This window comes from Variovorax stachyos (genome assembly GCF_051400855.1).
Taxonomy (GTDB): Bacteria; Pseudomonadota; Gammaproteobacteria; order Burkholderiales; family Burkholderiaceae_C; genus Variovorax.
The window spans coordinates 71,892-96,674 of record NZ_JBLFFN010000021.1; the positions used below are offsets into that span (position 1 = coordinate 71,892).

Consider the following 24,783-nt stretch of genomic DNA (forward strand, 5'->3'; position numbering starts at 1 on the left):
GCTGCCCAGGCCGTCGGTGTCGGGGAGATCGGGATCACGCCGAGGATGATGAAGAGCACTGTCGTCCCATGCAAGAAGGGATCACCCGCGCTGCGGCGGCTGCGCGGGAATGCGCCGGCTTCTTCCGCCAGCCGAGGGGGGATTTCCGAGAATGGGACATTGTGGAATTGAGAGACGCCGCTCGAGCCGCCTTTTGCGATCTACCCGGCCCGCCGCCGGCCTGCGACTACGCGACGGATTACCAATGCGTAATCTGGATACTCCGGCAAGACTGGGAGAATGCGAGTTGAACAGCCTCAGCTCCATGAACCGTCTGCTCGTGATCGAAGATGACCGAAGCGTGGCCGAGTACCTCAAGCAGGGCCTCAGCCAGAGCGGGTATGCCGTGGACGTCGCCCGCGACGGCATTCAAGGGCGCTACCTTGCCTGCGAAGGACACTATGAACTCGTGTTGCTGGACCTGATGCTCCCGGGCATCGATGGCTTCGAGGTGCTCAAGGCAATACGTGAAAACGGCAACACCGCCGTCCTGATGCTGACGGCTCGCGACCGCGTCGAAGACCGGGTGAAGGGCTTGCGCGAAGGTGCGGACGACTACCTGGTCAAGCCCTTCGCCTTTTCGGAACTGCTGGCTCGCGTGGAGGCGCTTTTGCGGCGTGGCCAGGCTGCTTACAAGGCGCCAGGCACCGTCCATCGCGTCTGCGACCTGGAGGTCGACTTCGTAGCGCACAAGGTCCACCGGGCTGGCCAGCGAATCGAGCTGAGTGCCAAGGAGTTTCAGCTGTTGTCGATTTTCATTCAGCGGCGAGGGCAAATCCTGTCGCGGACCACGCTGGCCGAGCGCGTCTGGAACATGAACTTCGACTCCGAAACCAACATGGTCGAGGTGGCGGTGCGCAGGCTGCGGGCCAAGATCGATGACCCGTTCTCCCCCAAGCTGCTGCATAACGTGCGCGGCATCGGTTACGTGCTCGAACAGCGCGCCGGATGACAAGTCAGAGACCCTATTCGATTGGACGGCAGTTGTCTGTGCGGCTATTGCTGCTGACGTTGACTGTGTTGGGTCTGTTGTGCGCCGGCGTCTATGCCGCGACCGCGGCACTGCACGAACGCTCGCAGCAGCGCATTCTGGCGCTGAAGATCAACAAGCTCACCGAAACTTCGCAGAATGTCCTGCGCGCAGGCGATGACCGGTTCCTCGATCTCTTGCGCGGCAACGCCCAGCGACGCCCGGGTACGCGGCTGGAACTCTTCAACGCCGACGGCTCGGTGTTTTATCGGGATCCGCTGGAGGACCCGCATTTGCTGTCGACTCACAGCAAGTCGCGCACATTCGAGCTGGGCCAATTCAGGGCAAGCGGACCTTTGAGCGGCAGCTTCGCCATCGACATCGAGCAGGACGTGCGAAACCTGCGCTCGCTCGCACTTTTTCTTCTAGTGGCCACCCTGGTCGGCGGGATCATCGCCGGCGCCCTTGGCACCATCGCAGTCCGCCACGGCTTCAAGCCATTGCGGCTGATCACGCGGCAGACCGAGCAGATTTCCTCCGGGCGTTTGAGCGATCGTCTGGCGCTCACGCAGCCGGTATCCGAACTGCAGCCCTGGGTAGAGCAGTTCAACAGCTTGATGGACCGCATGGAGACCAGCTATGCGCAGCTGGAGGCTTTCAACGCCGATGTGGCCCATGAGCTGCGGACGCCACTTACCTCGCTGATCGGCAACACCGAAATCGCTCTGACCCGTCGACGCAGTGTGCTCGAGCTGAGCGACACGCTCGAATCGAACCTGGAGGAACTGCACCGAATCGCCGCGCTCGTCAACGACATGCTGTTCCTGTCGCGAGCCGATCGAGGCGCCCGGGCCCGGCTGGGTGTCCCACTGAGCCTGCGCTCGGTGGTAGCGCAGGTTCTGGATTTTCACGAGGCGGCGGCCGCGGAACATGGGCTGAAGCTCGGCGTGGCGGGCGATCTGCAGCTGTCGGTCGACGAACCCCTGTTCAAGCGCGCGCTGTCGAATCTGCTTAGCAATGCCACCCGCTACGCCTTGCCGCACTCCACGATACGGGTAGTGCTCGACGAGCATCACGGGTCGCCGCGCGTGGCGGTGGAGAACGAGGGATCCCTGGTGCCGCCCGAGCATTTGCCACGGCTGTTTGACCGGTTCTATCGGGCAGACCCGTCGCGCAGGGACAGCGAAGCCCATCATGGGCTGGGGTTGGCCATTGTCGCGGCGATCGCGAGGATGCATGGCGGGGAGGTGTTCGCTTCCTCGCAGGCAGGCGTCACATGCGTGGGGTTCACCATCGCGCAATCGGATTCCAAGACAGCCGACCCGCTGCTGCAGGCCGTGGGTCACCCATCACCTGTGTCGCAAGGCGACAGCGCTCGCGAGCCTCTTGTAGCTTTTCGAAACCAGCCCCTGAACTCATAGATTGTGCAGGCGGACGTTTCCGAGCGGTCCATCCCGCTTGAATTACAAGATCGTCATTTACCTGTACCCGCCTTGTTCGTTTCGACAGGCACGATCCGGCATCGACGCTACGAGCCAACCTTCGCCATGCCTTCCGACCGTTTGCGGCTGCGGCCAGTTCTGGCTGGCGGCGCTGCCGCTATCTTCGCCATGTCGGGTTGCGGCCGCGCCGCAGCGGCAGATCCCGGCATCGACTGGCTGCCGGTGGGACGACTCGACGTGGCGCGCACAGAGACCACGATCGGCCAATTTCACCGCTTCGTGCGGGACACAGGATCGGCGACCGACGCGGAGCGCCTGGGCGGCGGGTCCGTGTTCGAGGCGGGGTGGGTACAGAAGCCTGGCTGGACTTGGCGGGCGCCGTTCGGCAACAGCCGGACCGTGCACGATGACGAGCCTGCCGTGCACGTGACCTACGACGAGGCGCATGCGTTCTGCCGATGGGCAGGCGGGCGGCTGCCCAGCGACAACGAGTGGGTTGGCGCCGCCTACACGGAGCAGCGGCCATCGCCCCCGGCCCCGTTCGTTTCCGGGCGTACCTATCCTTATCCAACTGGCGAGCGGCCCGCCGGAGCGCAGTGCCTGGACGATTGCGGCGCCGACGCACCCGCCCGTGCCGTCTCGCACGGCGCGCGGTTGTGGCGCGGTCACGGACACGCCCGTGTTTCAAGCACGCCACCCGGGGTCAATGGACTGCACGACATGGGCGGCAACGCCTGGGAGTGGGTGGGGGGGCAGCTTGACGGACAGGGGCCTGACGAGCGCCTGATGCGCGGCGGCTCATGGTGGTACGGCGCTGCGCAAATGCGTGCGGACCATGTGCAAAGCAAGCCCGGCCGCACCGCAGTCGTGTACGTTGGATTTCGCTGCGTGCGCGACAGGAGCCCGCGAAGACAGACCACTGGCCTCTTCAACTTGGAACGGAAGGAAGTACCTTGACGACTTTGAACATCAATGGCCGGACCACTACGGTCGACGCCGAAGCCGACACGCCCCTGCTGTGGGTGCTGCGCGAAGACCTGAAGCTCACGGGTACCAAGTTCGGTTGCGGCATGGCACTGTGCGGCGCCTGCACCGTTCACCTGGACGGCCAGGCGATGCGGGCGTGCCAGACACCGGTCTCCGCGGCCGTCGGCAAGAAGATCACGACCATCGAAGGCATCGGCGCGACACGCGTGGGCAAGGCGGCCCAGGCAGCGTGGATCAAGATCGACGTACCGCAGTGCGGCTATTGCCAGTCGGGGCAGATCATGAGCGCCTGCGCGCTGCTGGCCGCGAACAAAGCGCCCAGTGATGCGGACATCGACGCGGCGATGAGCGGCAACATCTGCCGCTGCGGAACCTACCACCAGATCCGCGAGGCGATCAAGGATGCGTCGTCAACACTGGCGAAGGGAGCCTGAGATGGAACAAGCCCGGACCACCCGCCGTCGCTTCCTGAAGGGCGGCGCCGCAGGCGCGCTCGTGATCGGCTTCACGCTGCCTCTGCCCACGCGGCTGGAGGCCGCCAGCGCCCCCTTCGCGCCCAACGCGTTCCTGCGCGTCGGTGCCGACGGCGTCGTCACCGTCGTCTGTCCGGCTGCCGAGATGGGGCAAGGCGTCCTCACTGCCCTTCCCATGCTCGTGGCCGAAGAACTCGACGCCGACTGGAGCCGGGTGCGCGTGGAGCAGGCGCCCGCCGACAAGGCCTACGAGAACCCTGTTTTCAACACGCAGCTCACGGGCGGCTCGACCTCCGTCCGCGGTATGTGGGAGCCGATGCGCAAGGCGGGCGCGGCCGCGCGCGAGATGCTGGTGGCCGCGGCTGCCGCGCGCTGGAAAGTGGATGCCGCGGATTGCCGCACCGAGGCCGGCAAGGTGATCCATAAGGGCGGCCGCACCCTCGGCTATGGCGAGCTGGTGGCCACGGCATCCAAGCTGCCGGTGCCAAGGGAGCCGAAGCTCAAGGACAGCGCTTCGTTCCGGCTGCTGGGCAAACCGACCCGCCGTGTCGACACACCGGGCAAGGTCAACGGCAGCGCCAAGTTCGGCATTGATGTCCAGGTTCCGGGAATGCTGGTCGCCGTGATGGCCCGAGCCCCGCATGCCGGCGCCAAGCCGGTCAAGGTCGACGACAGCAAGGCCAAGGCCATCAAGGGCGTTCGCCAGGTCATCACGATCGCGGCGGGGGTGGCAGTGCTGGCGGACGGGTACTGGGCGGCGAGGAAGGGCCGCGACGCCCTGGCGATCGAGTGGGACCTGGGCGCCCTCAAGGGGTTGTCCTCTGCCGGAGTCAGCGCGATGCTGAGCGAAGGCGCAACCCAGGCGAACACGGTCGCCCTTAGCTCCGGCAATGCAAAGGATGCGGCTGCAGCCGCGGCGTCGCGGCTGCAAGCCACGTACGAGGCGCCCTATCTGGCGCAAGCCTGCATGGAGCCGCTGAACTGCACGGCCTGGGTGCGCGGGGATTCGGCCGAAGTGTGGGTCGGTACACAGGGCCCGGGGCCGACGCAGGGGGCGGTCAGCGAGGCGGCGTCGGTTCCGGCGTCCAGGGTGAAGGTCAACACGCTGCTCCTGGGGGGCGGATTCGGGCGGCGCGCGGCAACCGACTTCGCAGTTGATGCAACGCTGCTGTCCAAGGCCTCTGGCAAACCCGTGAAGCTGATCTACACGAGGGAAGATGATATGGCGGCCGGTTTCTACCGCCCCGCCGCCGTGGCCAAACTCGAAGCCGGGCTCGATTCGCAGGGAACGCTGACGGTGTTGACGGCCGGCGTATCTGCGCCGTCGATCATGGCGGCGGCGGGAATGAAGCTTCCGGACAGCGGTGCCGACATGTTCGCAATGGAGGGGATCGCAGATCATCCCTACGACATCGCGAATCAGCGGCTGGCTTACGGCCGCCGCGAGCCGGGACCGCAGGTGTGGTTCTGGCGCTCGGTGGGTCATTCGCAGAACATCTTCTTCGTCGAGAGCTTCATTGACGAACTGGCCGTGGCGGCGAAGAAGGATCCCTTCGAGTTTCGCCGCGCGCTGCTGGGCAAGCAGCCGCGCTACAAGGGCGTTCTCGAACTCGCCGCCGAGAAAGCCGGCTGGGGACGCCCTCTGCCAGCCGGCGTTTTCCGGGGCATTGCCGTGTCGCAGTGCTTCGGCAGTTATGTGGCTGAGGTCGCCGAGGTTTCGGTCGCCAAAGACGGCACGCCCACGGTGCATCGGGTCGTCGCCGCGGTGGATTGCGGCATGACCGTGAATCCCATGACCATTGCACGGCAGATCGAAGGCTCTATCGTCTATGGGCTGTCGGCCGCGCTGTACGGGCGGATTACCTTCAAGGACGGCCGAGTGGAGCAAGGCAACTTTCACGACTATCCGGTGCTGCGAATGGCCGAGATGCCGAAGGTCGAGGTTCACATCATCCCGAGCAAGGAAAAGCCGGGTGGCATCGGCGAGCCCGGCACGCCCCCCATTGCCCCCGCGGTGGCCAACGCGATCTTCGCAGCCACTGGCAAACGGCTGCGTCAGCTGCCGTTCGATAGCGCCGCGCTGAAGGAGGCATGACGGAAAAAAGGCCGTCTTGACGAAGCCCGCCGCAGCGCCTGCCTGGCTGCGACTGATTGGTGGGCCGCTTGGCAAGGTTGATCTGCATGGCCGCGGCGATGCATCGGCAGTGCGCGGGCGTCAGCCACCAGAACATGCGCAAGCTGATGGTGAACTGTCCGACGAGCTTTCCTCCGCCCGTGCACGCATGTATCCCTTGTCGGACGGCTGCGCCGCCTTGATCTGCAGCCCGTTGAGCTGTCCCATGGTGTACCCCCAGAGAGACTGAAGTTAAAAAATCAGTCTGGGGTACACCTGGGAGTACCCGCAAAGATGGGACGACTTGGGATTCAACGACACCGCTTGAGCCGCCTTTTCAGGCTGAGTCCTTGATGTACAAGGACTTGTTAGCTGTCTTGGGATCGTCTGAGAAAAAGATGGTGGCCTGGGGCGGAATCGAACCACCGACACGCGGATTTTCAATCCGCTGCTCTACCAACTGAGCTACCGGGCCTGTGTGCAGCCCGCGATTATACAGTGCCTCGGCGGCCCCTCGAGAGATCGACGCCGAGCTGCTTCAACTTGCGATAAAGATGGGTGCGTTCGAGGCCGGTCTTCTCGGCCACGCGGGTCATCGACCCGTTCTCCATCGCGAGATGGAATTCGAAGTACGCCTTTTCGAAACCGTCGCGCGCATCGCGCAACGGCCGGTCGAGATCGAAGCTCTGCATGGCCTGTGGGCCGGTGTCGACCGCAGGGAGCTGCGGGGCCGCGGGCACCAGCGAGTTCTCGCCCATCGTGGTGACCACCGTGGCAAGGTTGTTCGCGGTGGTCGGCACCACGCTGGCCGCCGCGCGGCGCGCGCTCTCGCGTGCCAATCCTTGTTCGACCGCCTTCAGCAGCTTCTGCAGGGTGATGGGCTTCTCGAGGAAAGCAAAGGCGCCGATGCGGGTGGCATCGACTGCGGTGTCGATGGTGGCGTGGCCACTCATCATGATGACGGGCATGCTCAGAAGACCGGCAGTCGACCATTCCTTGAGCAACGTGACGCCATCGGTGTCGGGCATCCAGATGTCGAGCAGAACGAGATCGGGGCGCGCGCGCTGCCGGGCGGCGCGGGCTTCCGCCGCGTTCTCTGCGAGCTCGACGTTGTGGCCTTCGTCGTTCAGAATTTCGAAGAGCAGGTCCCGAATGCCTAGCTCGTCGTCGACCACGAGGATGTTTGCCATGAATGCTTGAGTTGTGCGCCGGTTTGGGGGTTGTTGCGGACCCGCCCCGCCGCGCAAGCAAGCGCTCAGGCGACGGGCGACGTCGAATCCTTGGCGTTAGCGAGCGCTCCCTGCGCCCCACCAGCCAATACGAATGATAACGAGACTTGCGCACCAGCCACAGCCCCGTCCACGACGCGGTTGGAAAGTTCGATGCGCGCGCCGTGCTCGTCGGCAATCTTCTTGACCACGGCAAGCCCCAGGCCGGTGCCCTTGGTCTTGGTCGTGACATAGGGCTCGAAGGCGCGCTTGAGGATGTTCTCGGCGAAGCCAGGGCCGTTGTCTTGCACTGTGAGCCGTACGCGCTGGCCCGAGTCGGCAAGCCGCGTACGGATGACGACCTCGCCGGGGCGCCCGCTCCCGTGGGCCGCGGCTTCCGCGGCGTCCTGCGCGTTTTGCAACAGGTTGTGAATGATCTGCCGGATCTGCTGCGCATCGGCGCGAATCGGCGGACAGCGCTCGTCGAGCTCGCAGCGCAGGGCGATGGGCATATTCTCGGCAGCGTAGAGCTGGAGCACGTCGGTGACCAGCGCGTTGAGGTCGACCGGCTTCAGGTCCGCCGCCGGCAGCCGCGCATAGTCGCGGAACTCGTTGACCAGCCGCTTCATCGCATCGACCTGGTCGACGATGGTGCGGACGGACTTGACCAGCACAGCCTCCTCGGCCGGCGCGACCTTGCCGCTGAGCTTCATCTCGAGGCGCTCGGCCGACAACTGGATCGGCGTGAGCGGGTTCTTGATCTCATGCGCCAGGCGGCGGGCCACCTCGCCCCAGGCCTGGGCCCGCTGGGCCGACACGATCTCGGAGATGTCGTCGAACACCAGCAGCCGGGCCTCGCCCGGCAGCTGCGCGCCGCGCGCAACGATGTTGACCGTGTCCTGCGACACGCCCTCGCCGCTGGTGTGCAGCTCGAAGGCATGCTGCCAGTGGTCGAGGCCGTGCTGCAGGCGCTCGACCTCGAAATCGTCGAACTGCTGTTGCACGGCCTGCCCGAACTCGGCCAACCCAGGCACATCGGCCAGCCGCTGACCCTCGAAGGCGGCGAGCGGCGCGCGCAGCACGCGCGTGGCGCCCGGATTGGTGGACAGCACGACGCCGTTCTTGTCCAGCACCATCACGCCCGAGGTCAGGTTGTCGAGGATGGTCTGCAGGTTGGCACGCGCGGCGTCGAGCTCGCCCAGGGTCTTCTCGACCGCCGCGCGCGCATCGGCCAGCTGCTGGGTCATGACCGCGAAGGAGCGAGTGAGCCCGCCGAGCTCGTCCCGGCCCTGGACCACGGCGGTGGGCCGCAGGTCGCCGGCGGCCACCTGCCGCACGCCGTCGGCCAGCACGAGCAGCGGCCGCGCGAGCTGGGTCCCGAACAGCACAGCGAGCAGCACGGCTCCGAACACGGCGAGGAAAAGCGTCAGGGTCAAGGTGCCGATGTACATGCGGCGCAAACCTTCGCGCGCCAGTGCACGCTCCTGGTATTCGCGATTCGCCTCTTGTACGGCGAGCGCATTGGCCACCACCGCGGGCGGCAGCGGCTGGACGACTTGCAGGAAGCGCGGCTCGGTGCTGAAGTCGAAGCCGGGGCGCTGCACCAGCGCGAGGGCCCGCACGCTCGCCGGCGGCGGCTGCGTCACCGCGGGCCCGGGGCTCTCGTCCAGCCCTTCGATGTGGGCAATGGCGCGATCGGCACGCACCTGGCGCAACTGCTGAGGAGAGGGCCGCTCGGGGTTGAGCTGGAAGCGCGAGGTGCCCGCCCCGGCGATCAACTGGCCGGAGCCGGTCCAGAGCATCACGTCGGTGGCACCCAGCTGGTCGCGGATGCGCTCGAGCACCAGCCCGGCGCTGGCGTCGGGCACGTCGGCCAGCTGGCTGCTGGCGCTACGCACCTTGTTCACGAGGTCGTCGGACAGAGAGTCGAGGGTGGCGCGCCCCAGGTTCAGGCCGGCGTCCAGCGCGCCCTCCACCTTGACGTCGAACCAGCTCTCGATCGAGCGCGCGACGAACTGGTAGGAGACCACGTACACCAGCGCGCCGGGCACGACGCCCACCAGCGCGAAGATGGCTGCCAGCTTGATCAACAGGCGGCTGCCGAACTTGCCCTGGCGCAGCCGCCGAAGCAGGCGAAAGGCGACCCAGCCGATGATCAGCACGAGCACCGTCGCCACGACCACGTTGATGCCGAACAGGCGCGCGTAGTTGCGCTCGTAGAGTTCCCGGTTGTTGGTGGACTGCGCCAGCAGGAACATCAGCACCAGCCCGATCGCCGTGACCAGGAAGGCGCTGACGCCGATGGCCCAGCGTGTGGCGCGGGCGCGGCTTGCTGCCGACGATCTGCCGACGGTAGCCCGAGAGTCCTTGCTCACTTCACCTTCTCCAGCGGCAAGCGCGCACTGCGCTCGACAGAGATGTTCCAGTCGGCCTGGCCGACCACGCCGATCTGGAAGGGCCGCGGCAGTTGCGAGGTGTCGAGGCGAAAGCGGAAGGTCACCGGGTGGGTGCCCTCGTCGCCGATCTCGGAGATGTCCCCGAGCCGCAGCCGGGCCACGCGCCGCACGCCGTCGAGCGCTTCCGACAGGGTATCGAAATTCTGGTTCAGCGACACGCCGAAGCCCGAATTGGTGATCGGCACCGGCGAGACGTTGAGCCGCCAGCGCCGGGTGAGCGGCTGGTAGGCAAGCCGCATGTGGCGCACCGCCTGCGCCACCTTCTGATCGGTCCAGTACCAGCGCTCGCGATAGAGCTCGGCCTCGGCGACGAAATAGATGGCGATGCCCTTCTCGAGCACTTCCTCGACCAGGTTGGGCAGTTCGAACTGCACCTGGGCGTTGAGGTAGACGCCGTCGTCGGCCTGTTCGAGCTTCAGCTGGCTCACCGTGGCGGTCTTGCCGGGCTGGGCTGGCGCGGGCATCGACCAGCAGGCCAGAAAGCAGGCCAGCGCCAGCAGGGCCGCCAGCCATCCCATGCCCCGACGTTCAGCGGGGCGCCTGTTTTTCAAGCAATGCGTAGAAGAAGCCGTCGTGATCACCCAAGGCATTGTCCGGGACGCCACCGGCAATCTCCCCGCTTTGCGGCAGCAAATGACCTGGCGAGGGCAGCAAACGGGCGTCGGTGTTGTGCGCAAGGAACGCATGGATCTGGTGCACGCCCTCCTCCTTGAAAACCGAACAGGTGCAGTAAAGCAGGCGTCCGCCCTCCCGCACGAGGGGCCAGAGGGCTGCCAGCAGCATGGCCTGCAGCAGCGCCAGCCGCTCGGTGTCGCTCTCGCGGCGAAGCCAGCGCACGTCGGGATGCCGTCGCACGATGCCGGAGGCGGTGCAGGGTGCGTCGAGCAGGATGGCATCGAAGGCCTGGCCGTCCCACCAGTCCTTCGGCCGGCCGGCATCGGCGACAACGACCTTGGCGCTCAGGCCGAGCCGGGCGAGAGTCTCGTCGATCCGCCGGCTGCGCACGGCATCGACTTCGAGCGCGGTGAGCTCGATGGCGTCGGGCCCGGCGAGTTCGAGCAGGTGGGCAGTCTTGCCGCCAGGCGCCGCACAGGCGTCGAGCACCCGCAGGGGTCGGGGCGCTTGCGCGCCGCCAAGCAGGCCGTCGAGCAGGAGCGGCGCGGCAAGCTGGGCCGCGGCGTCCTGTACCGAGCAATGGCCCTCGGCGAAGCCCGGCAGCTCCTGCACCGGCCGGGCGCGCAGCAGCTGCAGTCCGACGGACGCCACAGGCACCGCCTGCAGGCCCGCGAGCGCCAGCGCCGCCTGGTACGAAGGCCGGTCTCCCCGGCGGGTGTTGACCCGCAGCGTCAACGGCGCCTGCGTGTTGTCTGCGGCCAGGATGCGCTGCCAGTCGCGTGGGTGATCTCGCCGGAGACGCTCGATCCACCAGCGCGGATGGTTCCACTGGGCGACCGGCTCCCGCTCGGTGGCGGCCACCAGCTCTTCTCGTTCCCGCAGGAAGCGGCGCAGGCAGGCGTTGACGAAGCTGGCCTGCGCGCGCGTGCCGGGATTGCGCTTGGCGGCTTCGACCGTCTGGTCGACCAGGGTGAACGGCTCGTACGGTGCCTGTCCCGTATCCCAGGCCAGGGCAAGGGCGGTGCAAAGCAAGGCGTCGGCGGCTGGCGGCGGCGTGCGCTTGGCCAGTTGCCGGCGCAAGGCTTCGGCCCGCCCGAGCCAACGCAGCACCTGGAAGCCCAGTGCCTGCACCCCCGGCCGCAGGGCCGGTGGGACCGCTTCGAAGGCCACGGTGCCGGAAGCGCCGCTACGGATCGCGGCGAGCGCGACGGCGGTGAGCTGCAGCTGGCGCCAGAGAGGAGGCGCGAAGGGCTGCGTCGAGTGAAGAGGATCTGAAGAGTCTGCCAACTTGAAATCGATGATGGACAAAGGCGATGTCAGCGCAATGGCGCCGCCGGTCGCAGTTGCATGATCCACGCCACCAGCAGCGCCGGGAACTGGACGATGGCGGCGTTGTACTGTTCCACCGCCTGGTTGAACTGGTTGCGCGCGATCTCGGCGGCGGCCGAGGGCTCGGGCCAGGCCATCGGCGCGGGAGTGTTCTCGTCGCGGCCGTTGAGCGGGGCGGGCCGCGACAGGGTTCCGTCGGCTTCGAAGCTGACCACCGCGTCGGGATGCAGCCGCTGCCACGCGCTCAGCATCACGTGCAACGCGGTCGCCAGCGCCGCGATGCGGGCGGGGTCCAGTGGCTTCAGGCGCGTCGCGGCCAGCAGCGTGACCAGTTGGCCGGCGGACGCCTTCAGCCCGGCGTCCTCACGCTGCGCGCCGGACGAGGCCTCCGGCGCGACTTCCTCGGCGAGGCGCGCCTGCACGAAATCAAGCTGGCGCACCAGCGCCACGTCGAGGGTTGCATAAGCCTGCAGCGCCCCCGAACGGAGTCGCACGATGCGGTTGTAGGCGCCGATGAACCAGAACAGCGCCACCGCGCCGAGGATCCACCACGGGAGCGAATCGGGCATGCCGCTCACGCAAGCACCCGCAAGAAAAAAGCCCCCGATCCGCGGGCGGAAGGGGGGCGTGGGAGACCGGTCATGCCGGCGATGCTAACCAGTTATTCGGTCGAAGCGCCTTCGCTGGCGTCGGCCGTGCTGGTGTCATCGGTCGAGGCGGAGCTGCTACCGGACAGTTCGGCGGCTTCCGCTTCGGCGATGGCGCGGCGCTCGGCCTCGTCCATTGCGTCCTTGACCTTGCGTGCCTGGTGGTAGGCCATGCCGGTGCCCGCGGGGATCAGGCGGCCGACGATGACGTTCTCCTTCAGTCCGCGCAGCTCGTCGCGCTTGCCCATGATCGCGGCTTCGGTCAGCACGCGCGTCGTTTCCTGGAACGAAGCGGCGCTGATGAAGCTGTCGGTCGAGAGCGAAGCCTTCGTGATGCCGAGAAGCAGGTTGGTGTACGTCGCGGGCAGCTTGCCTTCGGCGCGCAGGGCGTCGTTGGTGTTGAGGATCTCGCTGCGCTCGACCTGTTCGCCGGCGATGTAGTTGGTATCGCCCGGGTTCTCGACCACGACGCGGCGCAGCATCTGGCGAACGATCACCTCGATGTGCTTGTCATTGATCTTCACACCCTGCAAGCGGTACACGTCCTGCACCTCGTCCACGATGTAGCGCGCCAGTTCCTCGGAACCCAGCAGGCGCAGGATGTCCTGCGGATCGGCCGGACCGTCGACGATCGACTCGCCCTTGTTCACCACCTGGCCTTCGTGCACCAGGATGTTCTTCTCCTTGGGCACCAGCTCTTCCCAGACCTTGCCGTCCGGGTCGGTGATCTGCAGCCGCACCTTGCCCTTGGTCTCCTTGCCGAAGGACACGGTGCCGGTCATCTCGGCCAGCATGCCCTTGTCCTTGGGCGAACGAGCCTCGAAGAGCTCGGCCACGCGCGGCAGACCGCCGGTGATGTCGCGGGTCTTCTGGCCTTCGACCGGAATGCGCGCCAGCACTTCGCCGGGGCCCACGTCCTGGCCGTCTCGCACCTGCACCAGCGCACCGACGGGGAAGCCGATGGTCACCGAGTGATCGGTGCCCGGGATCTTCACCTCGTTGCCGGCGACGTCGATCAGCTTCACCTGCGGACGCACGACCTTGGCCGCGCCGCGGCGCTTCGGATCGATGACCACCAGGGTGGACAGGCCGGTGACCTCGTCCACCTGCTTCGCGACCGTGAGGCCTTCCTCGACGTTCTCGAACTTGGTCTTGCCGGCGAACTCCGTGATGATCGGGCGCGTCAGCGGATCCCAGTTGGCCAGCACGTGGCCCGCCTTGACCTGCTGGTCGGCCTTGACGGCCAGGGTCGCGCCGTAGGGCACCTTGTGGCGCTCGCGCTCGCGGCCGTGCTCGTCATGGATGACGATCTCGCCCGAACGTGCGATCACCACCAGCTCGTTCTTGCTGTTGGTCACGTAGCGCATCGTGGCGTTGAAGCCGATCACGCCGTTGGACTTGGCCTCGACGCTCGATGCCACTGCCGCACGCGAAGCCGCGCCGCCGATGTGGAAGGTCCGCATCGTCAGCTGCGTGCCGGGCTCGCCGATCGACTGCGCCGCGATCACGCCGACCGCTTCGCCGTTGTTGACCAGGCCGCCGCGGCCGAGGTCGCGGCCGTAGCACTTGGCGCACAGGCCGAAGCGCGTCGCGCAGGTCAGCGCGGTGCGCACCTTGACCTCGTCCACGCCTTCGTTCTCCAGCGCTTCGATCATGTCCTCGTCGAGCATGTCGCCGGCCTTGGCCAGCACGGCACGCGTCTCGGGATGCAGCACGTCTTCGGCCGCGGTGCGGCCGAGGATTCGCTCGCGCAGCGACTCGATGACTTCACCGCCTTCGACGATGGCGCGCATCACCGTGCCGTCCATCGTGCCGCAGTCCTGCTCGATCACGACCAGGTCCTGCGTCACGTCGACCAGGCGACGCGTCAGGTAGCCGGAGTTCGCGGTCTTCAGCGCGGTATCGGCCAGGCCCTTCCGGGCGCCGTGGGTGGAGATGAAGTACTCCAGCACGTTCAGGCCTTCGCGGAAGTTCGCGGTGATCGGCGTCTCGATGATCGAGCCGTCCGGCTTGGCCATCAGGCCCCGCATGCCGGCCACCTGCCGGATCTGCGCGGCGGAACCACGAGCGCCCGAGTCGGCCATCATGTAGATGGAGTTGAAGGACTCCTGCTCCACTTCCTTGCCGTGGCGGTCGGTGACCTTCTCCTTCGACAGCTTGGACATCATGACCTTCGACACTTCGTCGCCGGCCTTGCCCCAGATGTCGACCACCTTGTTGTAGCGCTCGCCGGCCGTGACCAGGCCCGAGACGTACTGCTGCTCGATCTCCTTCACTTCCTTGGCGGAGCGCTCGATGATGCCGTGCTTCTCGGACGGCACCAGCATGTCGTCGATGGCGATCGAGATGCCGGCCTTGGTCGCGAGGCGGAAGCCGTTCTGCAACAGCTTGTCGGCGAAGACCACCGTCTCCTTCAGGCCGCACTTGCGGAACGAGGCGTTGATGAGCTTGGAGATTTCCTTCTTCTTCAGCGCCTTGTTGATGTTCGAGAACGGCAGGCCCTTCGGCAGGATCTCGGACAGCAGCGCGCGGCCGACGGTGGTGTCGACCAGCTCGGTCTTGGCCGTGAACTCGCCCGAGTCCTTGTCCTTGGTGTACTCCTTGATGCGCACGCTGACCTTGGCGGTCAGCTCCACCACGTCGGCGTCGAGCGCACGCTGGACTTCACCGATGTCGGAGAAGACCAGGCCTTCGCCCTTGCCGTTGATGCGCTCGCGCGTCGTGTAGTACAGGCCCAGCACCACGTCCTGCGAGGGCACGATGGAGGGCTCGCCGCTCGCCGGGAACAGCACATTGTTGGAGGCCAGCATCAGCGTGCGGGCTTCCATCTGCGCTTCCACCGACAGCGGCACATGCACGGCCATCTGGTCGCCGTCGAAGTCGGCGTTGAAGGCCGCGCAAACCAGCGGGTGCAGCTGGATCGCCTTGCCTTCGATCAGGATCGGCTCGAAGGCCTGGATGCCGAGGCGGTGCAAGGTCGGTGCACGGTTCAGCATCACCGGGTGCTCCTTGATCACCTCTTCCAGGATGTCCCACACCACCGGCGTGCCGGATTCGACTTCCTTCTTCGCCGCCTTGATCGTGGTCGCGATGCCCATGGCTTCCAGGCGCGAGAAGATGAAGGGCTTGAACAGCTCGAGCGCCATCAGCTTCGGCAGGCCGCACTGGTGCAGCTTGAGCGTCGGGCCCACCACGATGACCGAGCGGCCCGAGTAGTCGACGCGCTTGCCCAGCAGGTTCTGGCGGAAGCGGCCGCTCTTGCCCTTGATCATGTCGGCGAGCGACTTGAGCGCGCGCTTGTTGGCGCCCGTCATGGCCTTGCCGCGGCGGCCGTTGTCCAGCAGGCTGTCGACAGCCTCCTGCAGCATCCGCTTTTCGTTGCGCGCAATGATCTCCGGTGCCTTCAGCTCGAGCAGACGGCGCAGACGCGAATTGCGGTTGATGACACGGCGGTAGAGGTCGTTCAGGTCGGAGGTCGCGAAGCGGCCGCCGTCCAGCGGCACCAGCGGACGCAGGTCCGGCGGCAGCACCGGCAGTACGTCGAGCACCATCCATTCGGGCTTGATGCCCGACTTGCGGAAGGCTTCCAGCACCTTGAGGCGCTTGGAGTTCTTCTTGACCTTGACTTCGGAGCCGGTCAGGTCGCCGCGCAGCTTCTCGATCTCGCTGTCGAGCTCGATGCCCATCAGCAGGTCCTTGATGCCTTCGGCGCCCATCTTGGCGATGAACTCGTCGCCGTATTCCTTGCGCTTCGCGTCGTAGTCATCCTCGGACATGATGCCGAACTTCTTCAGCGGGGTCATGCCGGGGTCGGTGATCACGTAGGCTTCGAAGTACAGCACGCGCTCAATGTCGCGCAGCGTCATGTCGAGCACGAGGCCCAGGCGCGACGGCAGCGACTTCAGGAACCAGATGTGCGCGCAAGGCGCGGCCAGGTCGATGTGGCCCATGCGCTCGCGGCGCACCTTGGTCTGCGTGACTTCGACGCCGCACTTCTCGCAGATCACGCCGCGGTGCTTGAGGCGCTTGTACTTGCCGCACAGGCACTCGTAGTCCTTGATGGGGCCGAAGATCTTGGCGCAGAAGAGACCGTCACGCTCGGGCTTGAAGGTCCGGTAGTTGATGGTCTCGGGCTTCTTCACCTCGCCGAAGGACCACGAACGGATCTTCTCCGGCGAAGCCATGCCGATGCGGATGGCATCGAAATGCTCGTCCGGCGTGAATTGCTTGAACAGGTCGAGTAGCGATTTCATTGACTCTTTCCCTTCTATTACGAGCGTTCCAGCTCAATGTCGAGGCCCAAGGAACGGATTTCCTTGACCAGCACATTGAACGATTCCGGCATGCCGGCTTCGATCGAGTGTTCGCCCTTGACGATGCTTTCGTAGACCTTGGTACGGCCCTGCACGTCGTCGGACTTCACCGTCAGCATTTCCTGCAGGACATAGGCAGCGCCGTAGGCTTCGAGTGCCCACACTTCCATTTCCCCGAAGCGCTGGCCGCCGAACTGCGCCTTGCCGCCCAGCGGCTGCTGCGTGACCAGGCTGTACGGGCCGGTCGAGCGCGCGTGCATCTTGTCGTCCACCAGGTGGTGCAGCTTGAGCACGTGCATGTAGCCGACCGTGACCGGACGCTCGAACTGGTCGCCCGTGCGTCCGTCGTACAGGTAGGCCTGGGTGCGCGAGGCGGTCAGGCCCTTGGCCTTGGCGATCTCGTCCGGATAGGCGAGATGCAGCATGCCGCGGATTTCCTCTTCCGAAGCGCCGTCGAACACGGGCGTCGCAAAAGGCACGCCGGTCGACAGGTTCCCGGCCATCTCGAGGATGTCGGCGTCGCTCAGCTTGGCGAGATCTTCCTTGCGGCCCGAGCCGTTGTAGAGCTTGTCCATGAACTGGCGCAGCTCGGCCACCTTGGCCTCGGCCTGCAGCAGATCGCCGATGCGCTGGCCCACGCCCTTGCCGGCCCAGCCCAGATGCACTTCGAGCACCTGCCCGACGTTCATCCGCGAGGGCACGCCCAGCGGGTTCAGGCAGATGTCGCACGGCGTGCCGTCGGCCATGTGCGGCATGTCCTCGACCGGGACGATCTTCGACACCACGCCCTTGTTGCCGTGGCGGCCCGCCATCTTGTCGCCGGGCTGGAGGCGGCGCTTGACGGCCAGGTAGACCTTGACCATCTTCAGCACGCCCGCGGGCAGCTCGTCGCCCTGCGTGAGCTTCTTGCGCTTTTCCTCGAAGGCGAGGTCGAAGCTGTGACGCGTCTGCTCCAGCGAGTTCTTGATCGACTCGAGCTGCGAAGCCACCTCGTCGTCCGCCGGGCGGATGTCGAACCAGTGGAACTTCTCGATCGAGGACAGGTACGCCTTGTCGAGCTTGCTGCCCTTGGCCAGCTTGTTCGGGCCACCGTTGGCGGCCTTGCCGATCAGGAGCTTCTCGATCCGGTCGAAGGCGTCGGCCTCGACGATGCGCAGCTGGTCGTTGAGATCGAGCCGGAAGCGCTTGAGCTCGTCGTCGATGATCTGCTGGGCACGCTTGTCGCGCTGGATGCCTTCGCGGGTGAACACCTGCACGTCGATCACGGTGCCCTGCGAGCCCTGGTCGACGCGCAGCGAGGTGTCCTTCACGTCGGAAGCCTTCTCGCCGAAGATCGCGCGCAGCAGCTTCTCTTCGGGCGTCAGCGTGGTCTCGCCCTTGGGCGTGACCTTGCCGACCAGCGTGTCGCCGGGCTGCACTTCGGCACCGACGTAGATGATCCCGGATTCGTCCAGGCGATTGAGCTGCTGCTCGGCCAGGTTCGGGATGTCGCGGGTGATTTCTTCGGCACCCAGCTTGGTGTCGCGCGCCATCACCACCAGTTCCTCGATGTGGATCGAGGTGTAGCGGTCTTCGGCAACCACGCGCTCGCTGATCAGGATCGAGTCCTCGAAGTTGTAGCCGTTCCAGGGCATGAACGCGACCAGCATGTTCTGGCCCAGCGCCAGCTCGCCCAGGTCGGTCGAGGCGCCGTCGGCGATCACGTCGCCCTTGGCGATCTTGTCGCCGCGCTTCACGATCGGACGCTGGTGGATGTTCGTGTTCTGGTTCGAACGCTGGTACTTGATCAGGTTGTAGATGTCCACCCCGACCTCACCGGCCGCCGCTTCGGCGTCGTTCACACGCACCACGATGCGGGTGGCGTCGACGTAGTCGACCACGCCGCCGCGGCTGGCCGTGACGACCGTGCCGGAGTCGACCGCCGAGACGCGTTCGATGCCGGTGCCCACGAACGCCTTCTCGGGACGCAGCACCGGTACCGCCTGGCGCTGCATGTTGGCGCCCATCAGCGCGCGGTTCGCATCGTCGTGCTCCAGGAAGGGCACCAGCGAGGCGGCCACCGACACGATCTGCGCCGGCGACACGTCCATGTACTGCACGCGCTCGGCGGAGACCAGGATCGATTCGCCGGTCTCGCGCGCCGACACCAGGTCGCCCGTCAGGCGGCCGTCCTTGTCGAGCGCGGCGTTGGCCTGCGCGATCACGTACTTGCCTTCCTCGATGGCCGAGAGGTAGTCGATCTCGTTCGTGACCTTGCCGTCCACCACACGGCGGTACGGCGTCTCGATGAAGCCGTACTCGTTCAGGCGGGCGTACAGAGCCAACGAATTGATCAGGCCGATGTTCGGGCCTTCAGGCGTTTCGATCGGGCACACGCGGCCGTAGTGCGTGACGTGCACGTCGCGCACTTCGAAGCCGGCACGCTCGCGGGTCAGACCGCCCGGGCCGAGAGCCGAGACGCGACGCTTGTGCGTGATCTCGGACAGCGGGTTGGTCTGGTCCATGAACTGCGACAGCTGCGAGGCGCCGAAGAACTCCTTCAGCGCGGCCGAGATCGGCTTGCTGTTGATCAGGTCGTGCGGCATGAGCGGCTCTTGCTCCGCCTGGCCCAGACGTTCCTTGACGGCCTTCTCGATGCGGGCAAGGCCGGTGCGGTACTGGTTCTCGGCCAGTTCGCCGACGCAGCGCACGCGGCGGTTGCCGAGGTGGTCGATGTCGTCCACCTCGCCGCGGCCGTTGCGCAGGTCCACCAGGATCTTGACCACGGCGAGGATGTCCTCGTTGGTCAGCACCATCGGGCCGGTCGATTCATCGCGGCCGACCTTGGCGTTGAACTTCATGCGGCCGACGCGCGACAGGTCGTAGGTGTCGGGGTTGTAGAACAGGCGCTGGAACAGAGCCTGCACCGCGTCTTCCGTCGGCGGCTCGCCGGGGCGCATCATGCGGTAGATGGCCACGCGAGCGGCGAACTCGTCCACCGTCTCGTCGATGCGCAGGGTCTGCGAGATGTACGCGCCCTGGTCGAGTTCGTTGGTGTAGATGGCCTGCAGCTCCTGCACGCCGGCAGCGCGCAGCTTCTTCAGCAGCGCTTCGGTCAGCTCGTCATTGGCCTTGGCCAGGATCTCGCCGGAGTCGGCGTCGACGATATTGCGTGCCAGCACGCGGCCCACCAGGAAGTCTTCGGGCACGCTGATGTGCGTGGTGCCGGTCTGCTCGAGCTCGCGCGTGTGGCGCGCGGTGACGCGCTTGTCCTTGGCGACCACCACCTTGCCCGACTTGTCGGTGATGTCGAAGCGCGCGACTTCGCCGCGCAGGCGCTCGGAGACGAACTCCATCTGCGCGCCGCTGTCCATCAGGCGGAAGTTGTCGTTGACGAAGAAGTTCGCGAGGATCGATTCCGGGTTCAGGCCGATGGCCTTCAGCAGGATCGTCACCGGCATCTTGCGGCGACGGTCCACGCGGAAGTACAGCATGTCCTTCGGGTCGAACTCGAAATCCAGCCAGGAGCCACGATAGGGAATCACGCGGGCCGAGAACAGCAGCTTGCCCGAGCTGTGCGTCTTGCCCTTGTCATGCTCGAAGAACACGCCCGGCGAGCGGTGCAGCTGCGAGACGATCACGCGCTCGGTGCCGTTGATGATGAAGGAGCCCTTTTCGGTCATGAGCGGCACTTCGCCCATGTAGACCTCCTGCTCCTTCACTTCCTTGACCACCTTCGACTGCGAGGTCGAGGACTCGCGGTCGTAGATGATCAGCTGCACCTTGGCGCGCACGGCCGAGGCGAAGGTCAGGCCGCGGGTCTGGCACTCACGCACATCGAAGGCCGGCTTCGCCAGGTTGTACTCGAGGAATTTCATTTCCACGAAACCGTTGTGCGAGACGATGGGGAAAGCGGCGTCAAAAGCGGCCTGCAGGCCTTCCACCGTGCGTTTCTGGGGAGGGATGCCTGCTTGCAGGAACGCGGTGTAGGCGTCCTTCTGCATCTGGAGCAGGTAGGGAATTTCGACGACGCTGTCGCGGTTACCGAAATTCTTTCGGATGCGCTTGCGTTCGGTGTAACTGTACGTGGACGTTTGGGCCATGAGAGCTCCGGAGCTTGAGATCTTCAGCGACTTGTCAGCAGCGCTTTCGCGCCACTGCTTGGCGGCTGGCCACTACCAGCCGTTGGCGGACAGTGATGCGTTGCACATCACCCGAACCAAGGGGTCTTCTGCAGTCGGGGTCAGAAGACACTCAAAAACCGTCTCGGACATTGGGTTCAAGCCGATTTTTGGGTGCGCTCTGAAAGCGGCAAAGGCTGGAGGGCCTTTCGGCGCACTCCAGCCCTGCGTGGGAATCGAATTACTTCAATTCCGCCTTGGCGCCGGCGTCTTCCAGCTTCTTCTTCATCGCTTCGGCGTCGGCCTTGGCCACGCCTTCCTTCACGGCCTTCGGAGCGGCTTCCACCAGATCCTTGGCTTCCTTCAGGCCCAGGCCGGTGATTTCGCGCACGGCCTTGATCGCGGCAACCTTGTTCGCGCCGGCTTCCATCAGCATGACGTTGAACTCGGTCTTTTCCTCGACGGCAGCAGCGGCAGCACCGCCACCACCGGCGGCCGGGGCGGCCATGGCTGCGGCGCTCACGCCGAACTTCTCTTCGATGGCTTTCACCAGGTCGTTGAGTTCCAGGACCGTCATGCTGTCCAGCGCGGTCAGAAATGCGTCTTTATCGAATGCCATTTTGGTTTCCTAAATATGTTGGATGAAAGTCGCACGCTCAGGCGGCGACTTCTTCTGCGGCCGGAGCCTCGGCCGGTGCTTCGCCGCCGCCACGCTTCTCTGCGAGCGCGGCCAGGACACGGGCCGTGCGCGAGATCGGGGACTGCATCAAGCCCAGCAGTTGAGCCAGCAGCACTTCCTTCGAAGGGATGCTGGCCAGTTGCTTCACGCCTTCGACGTCCAGGGCCTTGCCACCGAAGGCACCGCCGCGAATGACCAGCTTGTCGTTGGTCTTCGCGAAATCGGCCACCACCTTCGCGGCGGCCACGGCATCCTCGGAGAAGCCATAGATCAGCGGACCGGTCATCTGGTCACCGACGACTTCGAATGCGCTGCCAGCGACAGCACGGCGTGCCAGGGTGTTCTTGAGAACACTCAGGGTCACACCCTTGCTGCGCGCATCGTTGCGCAGACGGGTCATGTCAGCGACCGTGATGCCACGGTATTCCGCCATCACGAGCGTTTGAGCTTTTGCGGCGAGGCTGGTCACATCACTGACGACCGCTTCTTTCTCACTGCGATTCAGACTCAAGGTCTACTCCTTTTCAATGCGTCCTTGGGCTTGAGGCCTCGGACGCGCTTCATGCAGCGACCAACTGTTTCGGAAACGGATTCCTTGCAGCGGGATCGCCATCTGCGCTGGCTGCCTCGCGGAGGTCGAGGCGATTAAGTGCAGGCCCTCCTGCACGCCAGCGGTCTTGGATGGCCCGGGACAGCGCTTGCACGCCATCCCGACCCACCACATCGCCCCGCCGCCCTTTGACAGGCAGCGGGGCCGATCTCATCGGGGCCCTGCCGAGGCAAGGCCCGCCTTCATGCGCCTCAGCCCTGGGCCGAGATGGTCTGCGTGTCCACGCGGACACCCACACCCATCGTCGAGGAGACGGCCACCTTGCGCAGGTAGATGCCCTTGCTCGAAGCCGGCTTGGCCTTGACCAGCGCTTCGATCAGCGCGGCCAGGTTGCCTTGCAGCTTGTCCGTGTCGAACGAACGGCGGCCGATCGTGCCGTGGATGATCCCGGCCTTGTCGACGCGGAACTGCACCTGGCCGGCCTTGGCGTTCCTGACGGCGGTCGCGACATCGGGCGTCACGGTGCCGACCTTGGGGTTCGGCATCAGGCCGCGTGGGCCGAGGATCTGGCCCAGCGCACCTACCACGCGCATCGCATCGGGCGCGGCGATGACCACGTCGAAGGGCATGTCGCCGGCCTTCACCTGGGCAGCGAGGTCGTCCATGCCGACGATGTCGGCGCCAGCGGCCTTGGCTTCTTCGGCCTTGGCGCCCTGGGCGAACACGGCCACGCGCTTGGTCTTGCCAGTGCCGTTGGGCATCACGACGGCGCCGCGCACCACCTGGTCGGACTTCTTGGCATCGATGCCGAGCTGCACGGCCACGTCGATCGACTCATCGAACTTCGCGGTGGCGGCTTCCTTGACGATGCCGATCGCGTCGACGAGCGGGTACAGCTTGTTGCTGTCGACCTTGCCTGCCAGCGCCTTTTGTTTCTTGGTCAACTTGGCCATTTACACGCCCTCCACATTCACACCCATCGAACGGGCGGAGCCGGCGATGGTGCGGACCGCGGCATCCAGGTCGGCGGCGGTCAGGTCCTTCATCTTGGTCTTGGCGATCTCTTCGAGCTGCGCGCGCGTGATCTTGCCGACCTTGTCGGTGTGCGGACGTGCGGAACCCTTCTCGAGCTTGATGGCCTTCTTGATCAAGGTGATCGCCGGGGGCGTCTTGATGATGAAGGTGAAGCTCTTGTCGGCGAACGCGGTGATCACCACCGGCAACGGCAGGCCGGGCTCGACGCCCTGGGTCTGCGCATTGAAAGCCTTGCAGAATTCCATGATGTTCAAACCGCGCTGGCCCAGTGCGGGGCCGATCGGCGGCGACGGATTGGCTTTACCAGCTGGCACTTGCAGCTTGATGAAGCCGACGATTTTTTTCGCCATGCTTTACTCCTTGCGGGTCTTAGCGCCTTGGCCTTCTCGGCCGCAGCTCCCCGGGGTTGACGACTCTTCGATCAAAGCCGCGCGCCAAGTCGGACAACGCGCGGCCGGAAACTGCTTCAGGTTTTCTCGACTTGCGAGAATTCCAGTTCGACGGGCGTCGCGCGGCCGAAGATCATGACGGACACGCGCACCTTGCTCTTCTCGTAGTTGACTTCCTCGACCGTGCCGTTGAAGTCGGTGAACGGGCCTTCCTTGACGCGCACGAATTCGCCCACGATGAACTCGACCTTGTGGCGCGGCTTCTCGGTGCCTTGCTGCATCTGGGAGACGATGTCCTCGACTTCCTTCTGCGAAATGGGGGCAGGCCGGTTCTTCGCGCCTCCGACGAAACCGGTCACCTTGTTGGTGTGCTTCACCAGGTGCCAGCTCTCGTCGTCCATGATCATCTCGACCAGCACGTAGCCCGGGAAGAAGCGTCGTTCGGTGGTGCGCTTCTGGCCGTTCTTGATCTCGACCACCTCCTCGGTCGGCACCAGGATGCGGCCGAACTTGCCCTGCATGCCGGCACGGTTGATCCGTTCGATGATGTTGCGCTCCACGGCCTTTTCCATGCCCGAGTAGGCGTGCACCACATACCAGCGCAGGTCGGGGTTGGCGGGCGGCGCCAGCACGGGCGTATGTTCCGGCGTTGTGTCGACAGCGTCGTCAGTCATCATTTTCTCCAGCCCAGGATGAGGTCGAAAAACACCCATTCGAGCGTCTTGTCCGTGAGCCAGAGGAAGACGGACATCACCACGACGAAGGCAAACACATAGGCCGTCATCTGGATCGTTTCCTTGCGGGTCGGCCACACGACCTTCTTGACCTCGCGCCACGAATCACGACCGAAAGCCCAAAGCTGGCGGCCATTCTCCGAGCTCGCGAAGGCGCCCACGGCGGCTGCCAGGCCCACCAACAGGACGGCCCACTGCACGAGCGCGCCCTGGCGCGAAAGCAGGTAGAACGCCACGATGGCGCCTACCGCGAGTACGACAGCCACGGCCAGCTTGGCCTTGTCTGCGCCGGTACTCACGGTTTCGATTTGAGAAGTAGCCATCTTGGGCTTTGTTCCTGCGGCCTTGCGGCCTCTTCAATTCATGGCGTCATTCCAGACGCCGAAGCCCGTCAGGTCATGACGGGCTCTTTGGGTTTCCTCAGCCCGCCGGTTTCGCGCCGGGCTTTCTCAAGGCCACCTTCGAGTGGCAGGGGCAGTAGGAATCGAACCTACAACCTTCGGTTTTGGAGACCGACGCTCTGCCAATTGAGCTATACCCCTCCGCGAAATTGCTTAGACGTCCAGAATCTTCGCCACCACGCCCGAGCCCACGGTGCGGCCACCTTCGCGAATGGCGAAGCGCAGACCTTCTTCCATGGCGATGGGGTTGATCAGCTTCACCGTGATGGACACGTTGTCGCCGGGCATGACCATCTCCTTGTC

At 65.5% G+C, this 24,783-nt stretch carries 19 protein-coding genes and 2 tRNA genes; 5 read left to right on the forward strand and 16 right to left on the reverse strand.

Going from position 1 to position 24,783, the window contains the following annotated elements:
• Positions 1-304: 304 nt before the first annotated feature.
• The 5 genes from ACMGEZ_RS25810 (at position 305) to ACMGEZ_RS25830 (ending at position 6,006) form a co-directional block, all read left to right on the forward strand.
• Positions 305-991, forward strand: a complete 687-nt coding sequence (locus ACMGEZ_RS25810; RefSeq protein ID WP_436825138.1) for a heavy metal response regulator transcription factor — start codon at positions 305-307, stop codon at positions 989-991.
• A gap of 47 nt (positions 992-1,038) precedes the next feature.
• Positions 1,039-2,430, forward strand: a complete 1,392-nt coding sequence (locus ACMGEZ_RS25815; protein ID WP_436825139.1) for a heavy metal sensor histidine kinase — start codon at positions 1,039-1,041, stop codon at positions 2,428-2,430.
• A 72-nt stretch (positions 2,431-2,502) separates the two neighbouring features.
• Positions 2,503-3,408 carry a formylglycine-generating enzyme family protein gene (locus tag ACMGEZ_RS25820; RefSeq protein WP_436825140.1) on the forward strand — a complete coding sequence of 302 codons (906 nt, stop codon included), beginning with the start codon at positions 2,503-2,505 and terminating at the stop codon, positions 3,406-3,408.
• Positions 3,405-3,872 (forward strand): (2Fe-2S)-binding protein, encoded by a 468-nt coding sequence (locus tag ACMGEZ_RS25825; protein WP_436825141.1) that lies wholly within the window; start codon positions 3,405-3,407, stop codon positions 3,870-3,872. Before ACMGEZ_RS25820 ends, ACMGEZ_RS25825 begins: the two co-directional genes overlap by 4 nt.
• Before the next feature lies 1 nt (position 3,873).
• The gene (locus tag ACMGEZ_RS25830) at positions 3,874-6,006 is read left to right on the forward strand and encodes a xanthine dehydrogenase family protein molybdopterin-binding subunit (RefSeq protein ID WP_436825142.1); all 2,133 of its coding nucleotides are present in this window, start codon (positions 3,874-3,876) and stop codon (positions 6,004-6,006) included.
• Positions 6,007-6,423: 417 nt separating this feature from the next.
• Here ACMGEZ_RS25830 and ACMGEZ_RS25835 read toward each other — a convergent pair.
• The 16 genes from ACMGEZ_RS25835 to ACMGEZ_RS25910 form a co-directional block, all read right to left on the reverse strand.
• Positions 6,424-6,499 (reverse strand) — tRNA-Phe (locus ACMGEZ_RS25835).
• Between the two features lie 16 nt (positions 6,500-6,515).
• Positions 6,516-7,214 carry a response regulator gene (locus tag ACMGEZ_RS25840; RefSeq protein ID WP_436825143.1) on the reverse strand — a complete coding sequence of 233 codons (699 nt, stop codon included), beginning with the start codon at positions 7,212-7,214 and terminating at the stop codon, positions 6,516-6,518.
• A gap of 65 nt (positions 7,215-7,279) precedes the next feature.
• Positions 7,280-9,607, reverse strand: a complete 2,328-nt coding sequence (locus tag ACMGEZ_RS25845; RefSeq protein WP_436825144.1) for a sensor histidine kinase — start codon at positions 9,605-9,607, stop codon at positions 7,280-7,282.
• Positions 9,604-10,206, reverse strand: coding sequence for a DUF4390 domain-containing protein (locus ACMGEZ_RS25850; RefSeq protein WP_436825145.1), 603 nt, complete (start codon positions 10,204-10,206; stop codon positions 9,604-9,606). The genes ACMGEZ_RS25845 and ACMGEZ_RS25850 overlap by 4 nt, the downstream gene beginning before the upstream one ends.
• A 10-nt stretch (positions 10,207-10,216) precedes the next feature.
• A complete protein-coding gene (gene rsmB, locus ACMGEZ_RS25855; RefSeq protein ID WP_436825146.1) occupies positions 10,217-11,590 on the reverse strand; it encodes a 16S rRNA (cytosine(967)-C(5))-methyltransferase RsmB in 1,374 nt (457 codons plus the stop codon).
• Positions 11,591-11,619: 29 nt separating this feature from the next.
• Entirely contained in the window at positions 11,620-12,201 is a 582-nt protein-coding gene (locus ACMGEZ_RS25860; protein WP_436825147.1) for a LemA family protein, read from the reverse strand.
• A 92-nt stretch (positions 12,202-12,293) separates the two neighbouring features.
• Entirely contained in the window at positions 12,294-16,532 is a 4,239-nt protein-coding gene (gene rpoC, locus ACMGEZ_RS25865) for a DNA-directed RNA polymerase subunit beta' (RefSeq protein WP_436825148.1), read from the reverse strand.
• Between the two features lie 17 nt (positions 16,533-16,549).
• Positions 16,550-20,674 carry a DNA-directed RNA polymerase subunit beta gene (rpoB, locus tag ACMGEZ_RS25870; protein ID WP_436825149.1) on the reverse strand — a complete coding sequence of 1,375 codons (4,125 nt, stop codon included), beginning with the start codon at positions 20,672-20,674 and terminating at the stop codon, positions 16,550-16,552.
• A 259-nt stretch (positions 20,675-20,933) separates the two neighbouring features.
• Complete coding sequence (rplL, locus tag ACMGEZ_RS25875) at positions 20,934-21,311, reverse strand: 50S ribosomal protein L7/L12 (RefSeq protein WP_068684340.1); 378 nt, start codon at positions 21,309-21,311, stop codon at positions 20,934-20,936.
• A 37-nt stretch (positions 21,312-21,348) separates the two neighbouring features.
• A complete protein-coding gene (gene rplJ / locus ACMGEZ_RS25880; RefSeq protein WP_436825150.1) occupies positions 21,349-21,882 on the reverse strand; it encodes a 50S ribosomal protein L10 in 534 nt (177 codons plus the stop codon).
• 290 nt (positions 21,883-22,172) lie between these two features.
• The gene (rplA, locus tag ACMGEZ_RS25885) at positions 22,173-22,874 is read right to left on the reverse strand and encodes a 50S ribosomal protein L1 (protein ID WP_436825151.1); all 702 of its coding nucleotides are present in this window, start codon (positions 22,872-22,874) and stop codon (positions 22,173-22,175) included.
• Positions 22,875-23,306 (reverse strand): 50S ribosomal protein L11, encoded by a 432-nt coding sequence (gene rplK, locus ACMGEZ_RS25890; protein WP_028252759.1) that lies wholly within the window; start codon positions 23,304-23,306, stop codon positions 22,875-22,877. It abuts the gene before it with no gap.
• A gap of 116 nt (positions 23,307-23,422) precedes the next feature.
• On the reverse strand, positions 23,423-24,019 hold the full coding sequence (gene nusG, locus ACMGEZ_RS25895; protein WP_436825152.1) for a transcription termination/antitermination protein NusG: 597 nt from the start codon (positions 24,017-24,019) through the stop codon (positions 23,423-23,425).
• Positions 24,019-24,402: a preprotein translocase subunit SecE gene (gene secE, locus ACMGEZ_RS25900; protein ID WP_162582977.1), complete on the reverse strand. Its 384-nt coding sequence runs from the start codon at positions 24,400-24,402 to the stop codon at positions 24,019-24,021. Before secE ends, nusG begins: the two co-directional genes overlap by 1 nt.
• A gap of 143 nt (positions 24,403-24,545) precedes the next feature.
• Positions 24,546-24,621, reverse strand: a tRNA-Trp gene (locus ACMGEZ_RS25905).
• A 12-nt stretch (positions 24,622-24,633) separates the two neighbouring features.
• On the reverse strand, positions 24,634-24,783 hold a 150-nt coding region (locus tag ACMGEZ_RS25910; protein WP_496084678.1), incomplete at its 5' end, for an EF-Tu C-terminal domain-related protein.

What these genes read in the sequence shown, in the direction of transcription:
- rpoB (WP_436825149.1), bottom strand. Translation starts at nt 20,674, where the DNA reads ATGGCCCAAACGTCCACGTACAGTTACACCGAACGCAAGCGCATCCGA.
- ACMGEZ_RS25840 (WP_436825143.1), bottom strand. Translation starts at nt 7,214, where the DNA reads ATGGCAAACATCCTCGTGGTCGACGACGAGCTAGGCATTCGGGACCTG.
- rplK (WP_028252759.1), bottom strand. Translation starts at nt 23,306, where the DNA reads ATGGCGAAAAAAATCGTCGGCTTCATCAAGCTGCAAGTGCCAGCTGGT.
- nusG (WP_436825152.1), bottom strand. Translation starts at nt 24,019, where the DNA reads ATGACTGACGACGCTGTCGACACAACGCCGGAACATACGCCCGTGCTG.
- ACMGEZ_RS25810 (WP_436825138.1), top strand. Translation starts at nt 305, where the DNA reads ATGAACCGTCTGCTCGTGATCGAAGATGACCGAAGCGTGGCCGAGTAC.
- rpoC (WP_436825148.1), bottom strand. Translation starts at nt 16,532, where the DNA reads ATGAAATCGCTACTCGACCTGTTCAAGCAATTCACGCCGGACGAGCAT.
- ACMGEZ_RS25850 (WP_436825145.1), bottom strand. Translation starts at nt 10,206, where the DNA reads ATGGGATGGCTGGCGGCCCTGCTGGCGCTGGCCTGCTTTCTGGCCTGC.
- ACMGEZ_RS25830 (WP_436825142.1), top strand. Translation starts at nt 3,874, where the DNA reads ATGGAACAAGCCCGGACCACCCGCCGTCGCTTCCTGAAGGGCGGCGCC.
- secE (WP_162582977.1), bottom strand. Translation starts at nt 24,402, where the DNA reads ATGGCTACTTCTCAAATCGAAACCGTGAGTACCGGCGCAGACAAGGCC.
- rplA (WP_436825151.1), bottom strand. Translation starts at nt 22,874, where the DNA reads ATGGCCAAGTTGACCAAGAAACAAAAGGCGCTGGCAGGCAAGGTCGAC.
- ACMGEZ_RS25860 (WP_436825147.1), bottom strand. Translation starts at nt 12,201, where the DNA reads ATGCCCGATTCGCTCCCGTGGTGGATCCTCGGCGCGGTGGCGCTGTTC.
- rplL (WP_068684340.1), bottom strand. Translation starts at nt 21,311, where the DNA reads ATGGCATTCGATAAAGACGCATTTCTGACCGCGCTGGACAGCATGACG.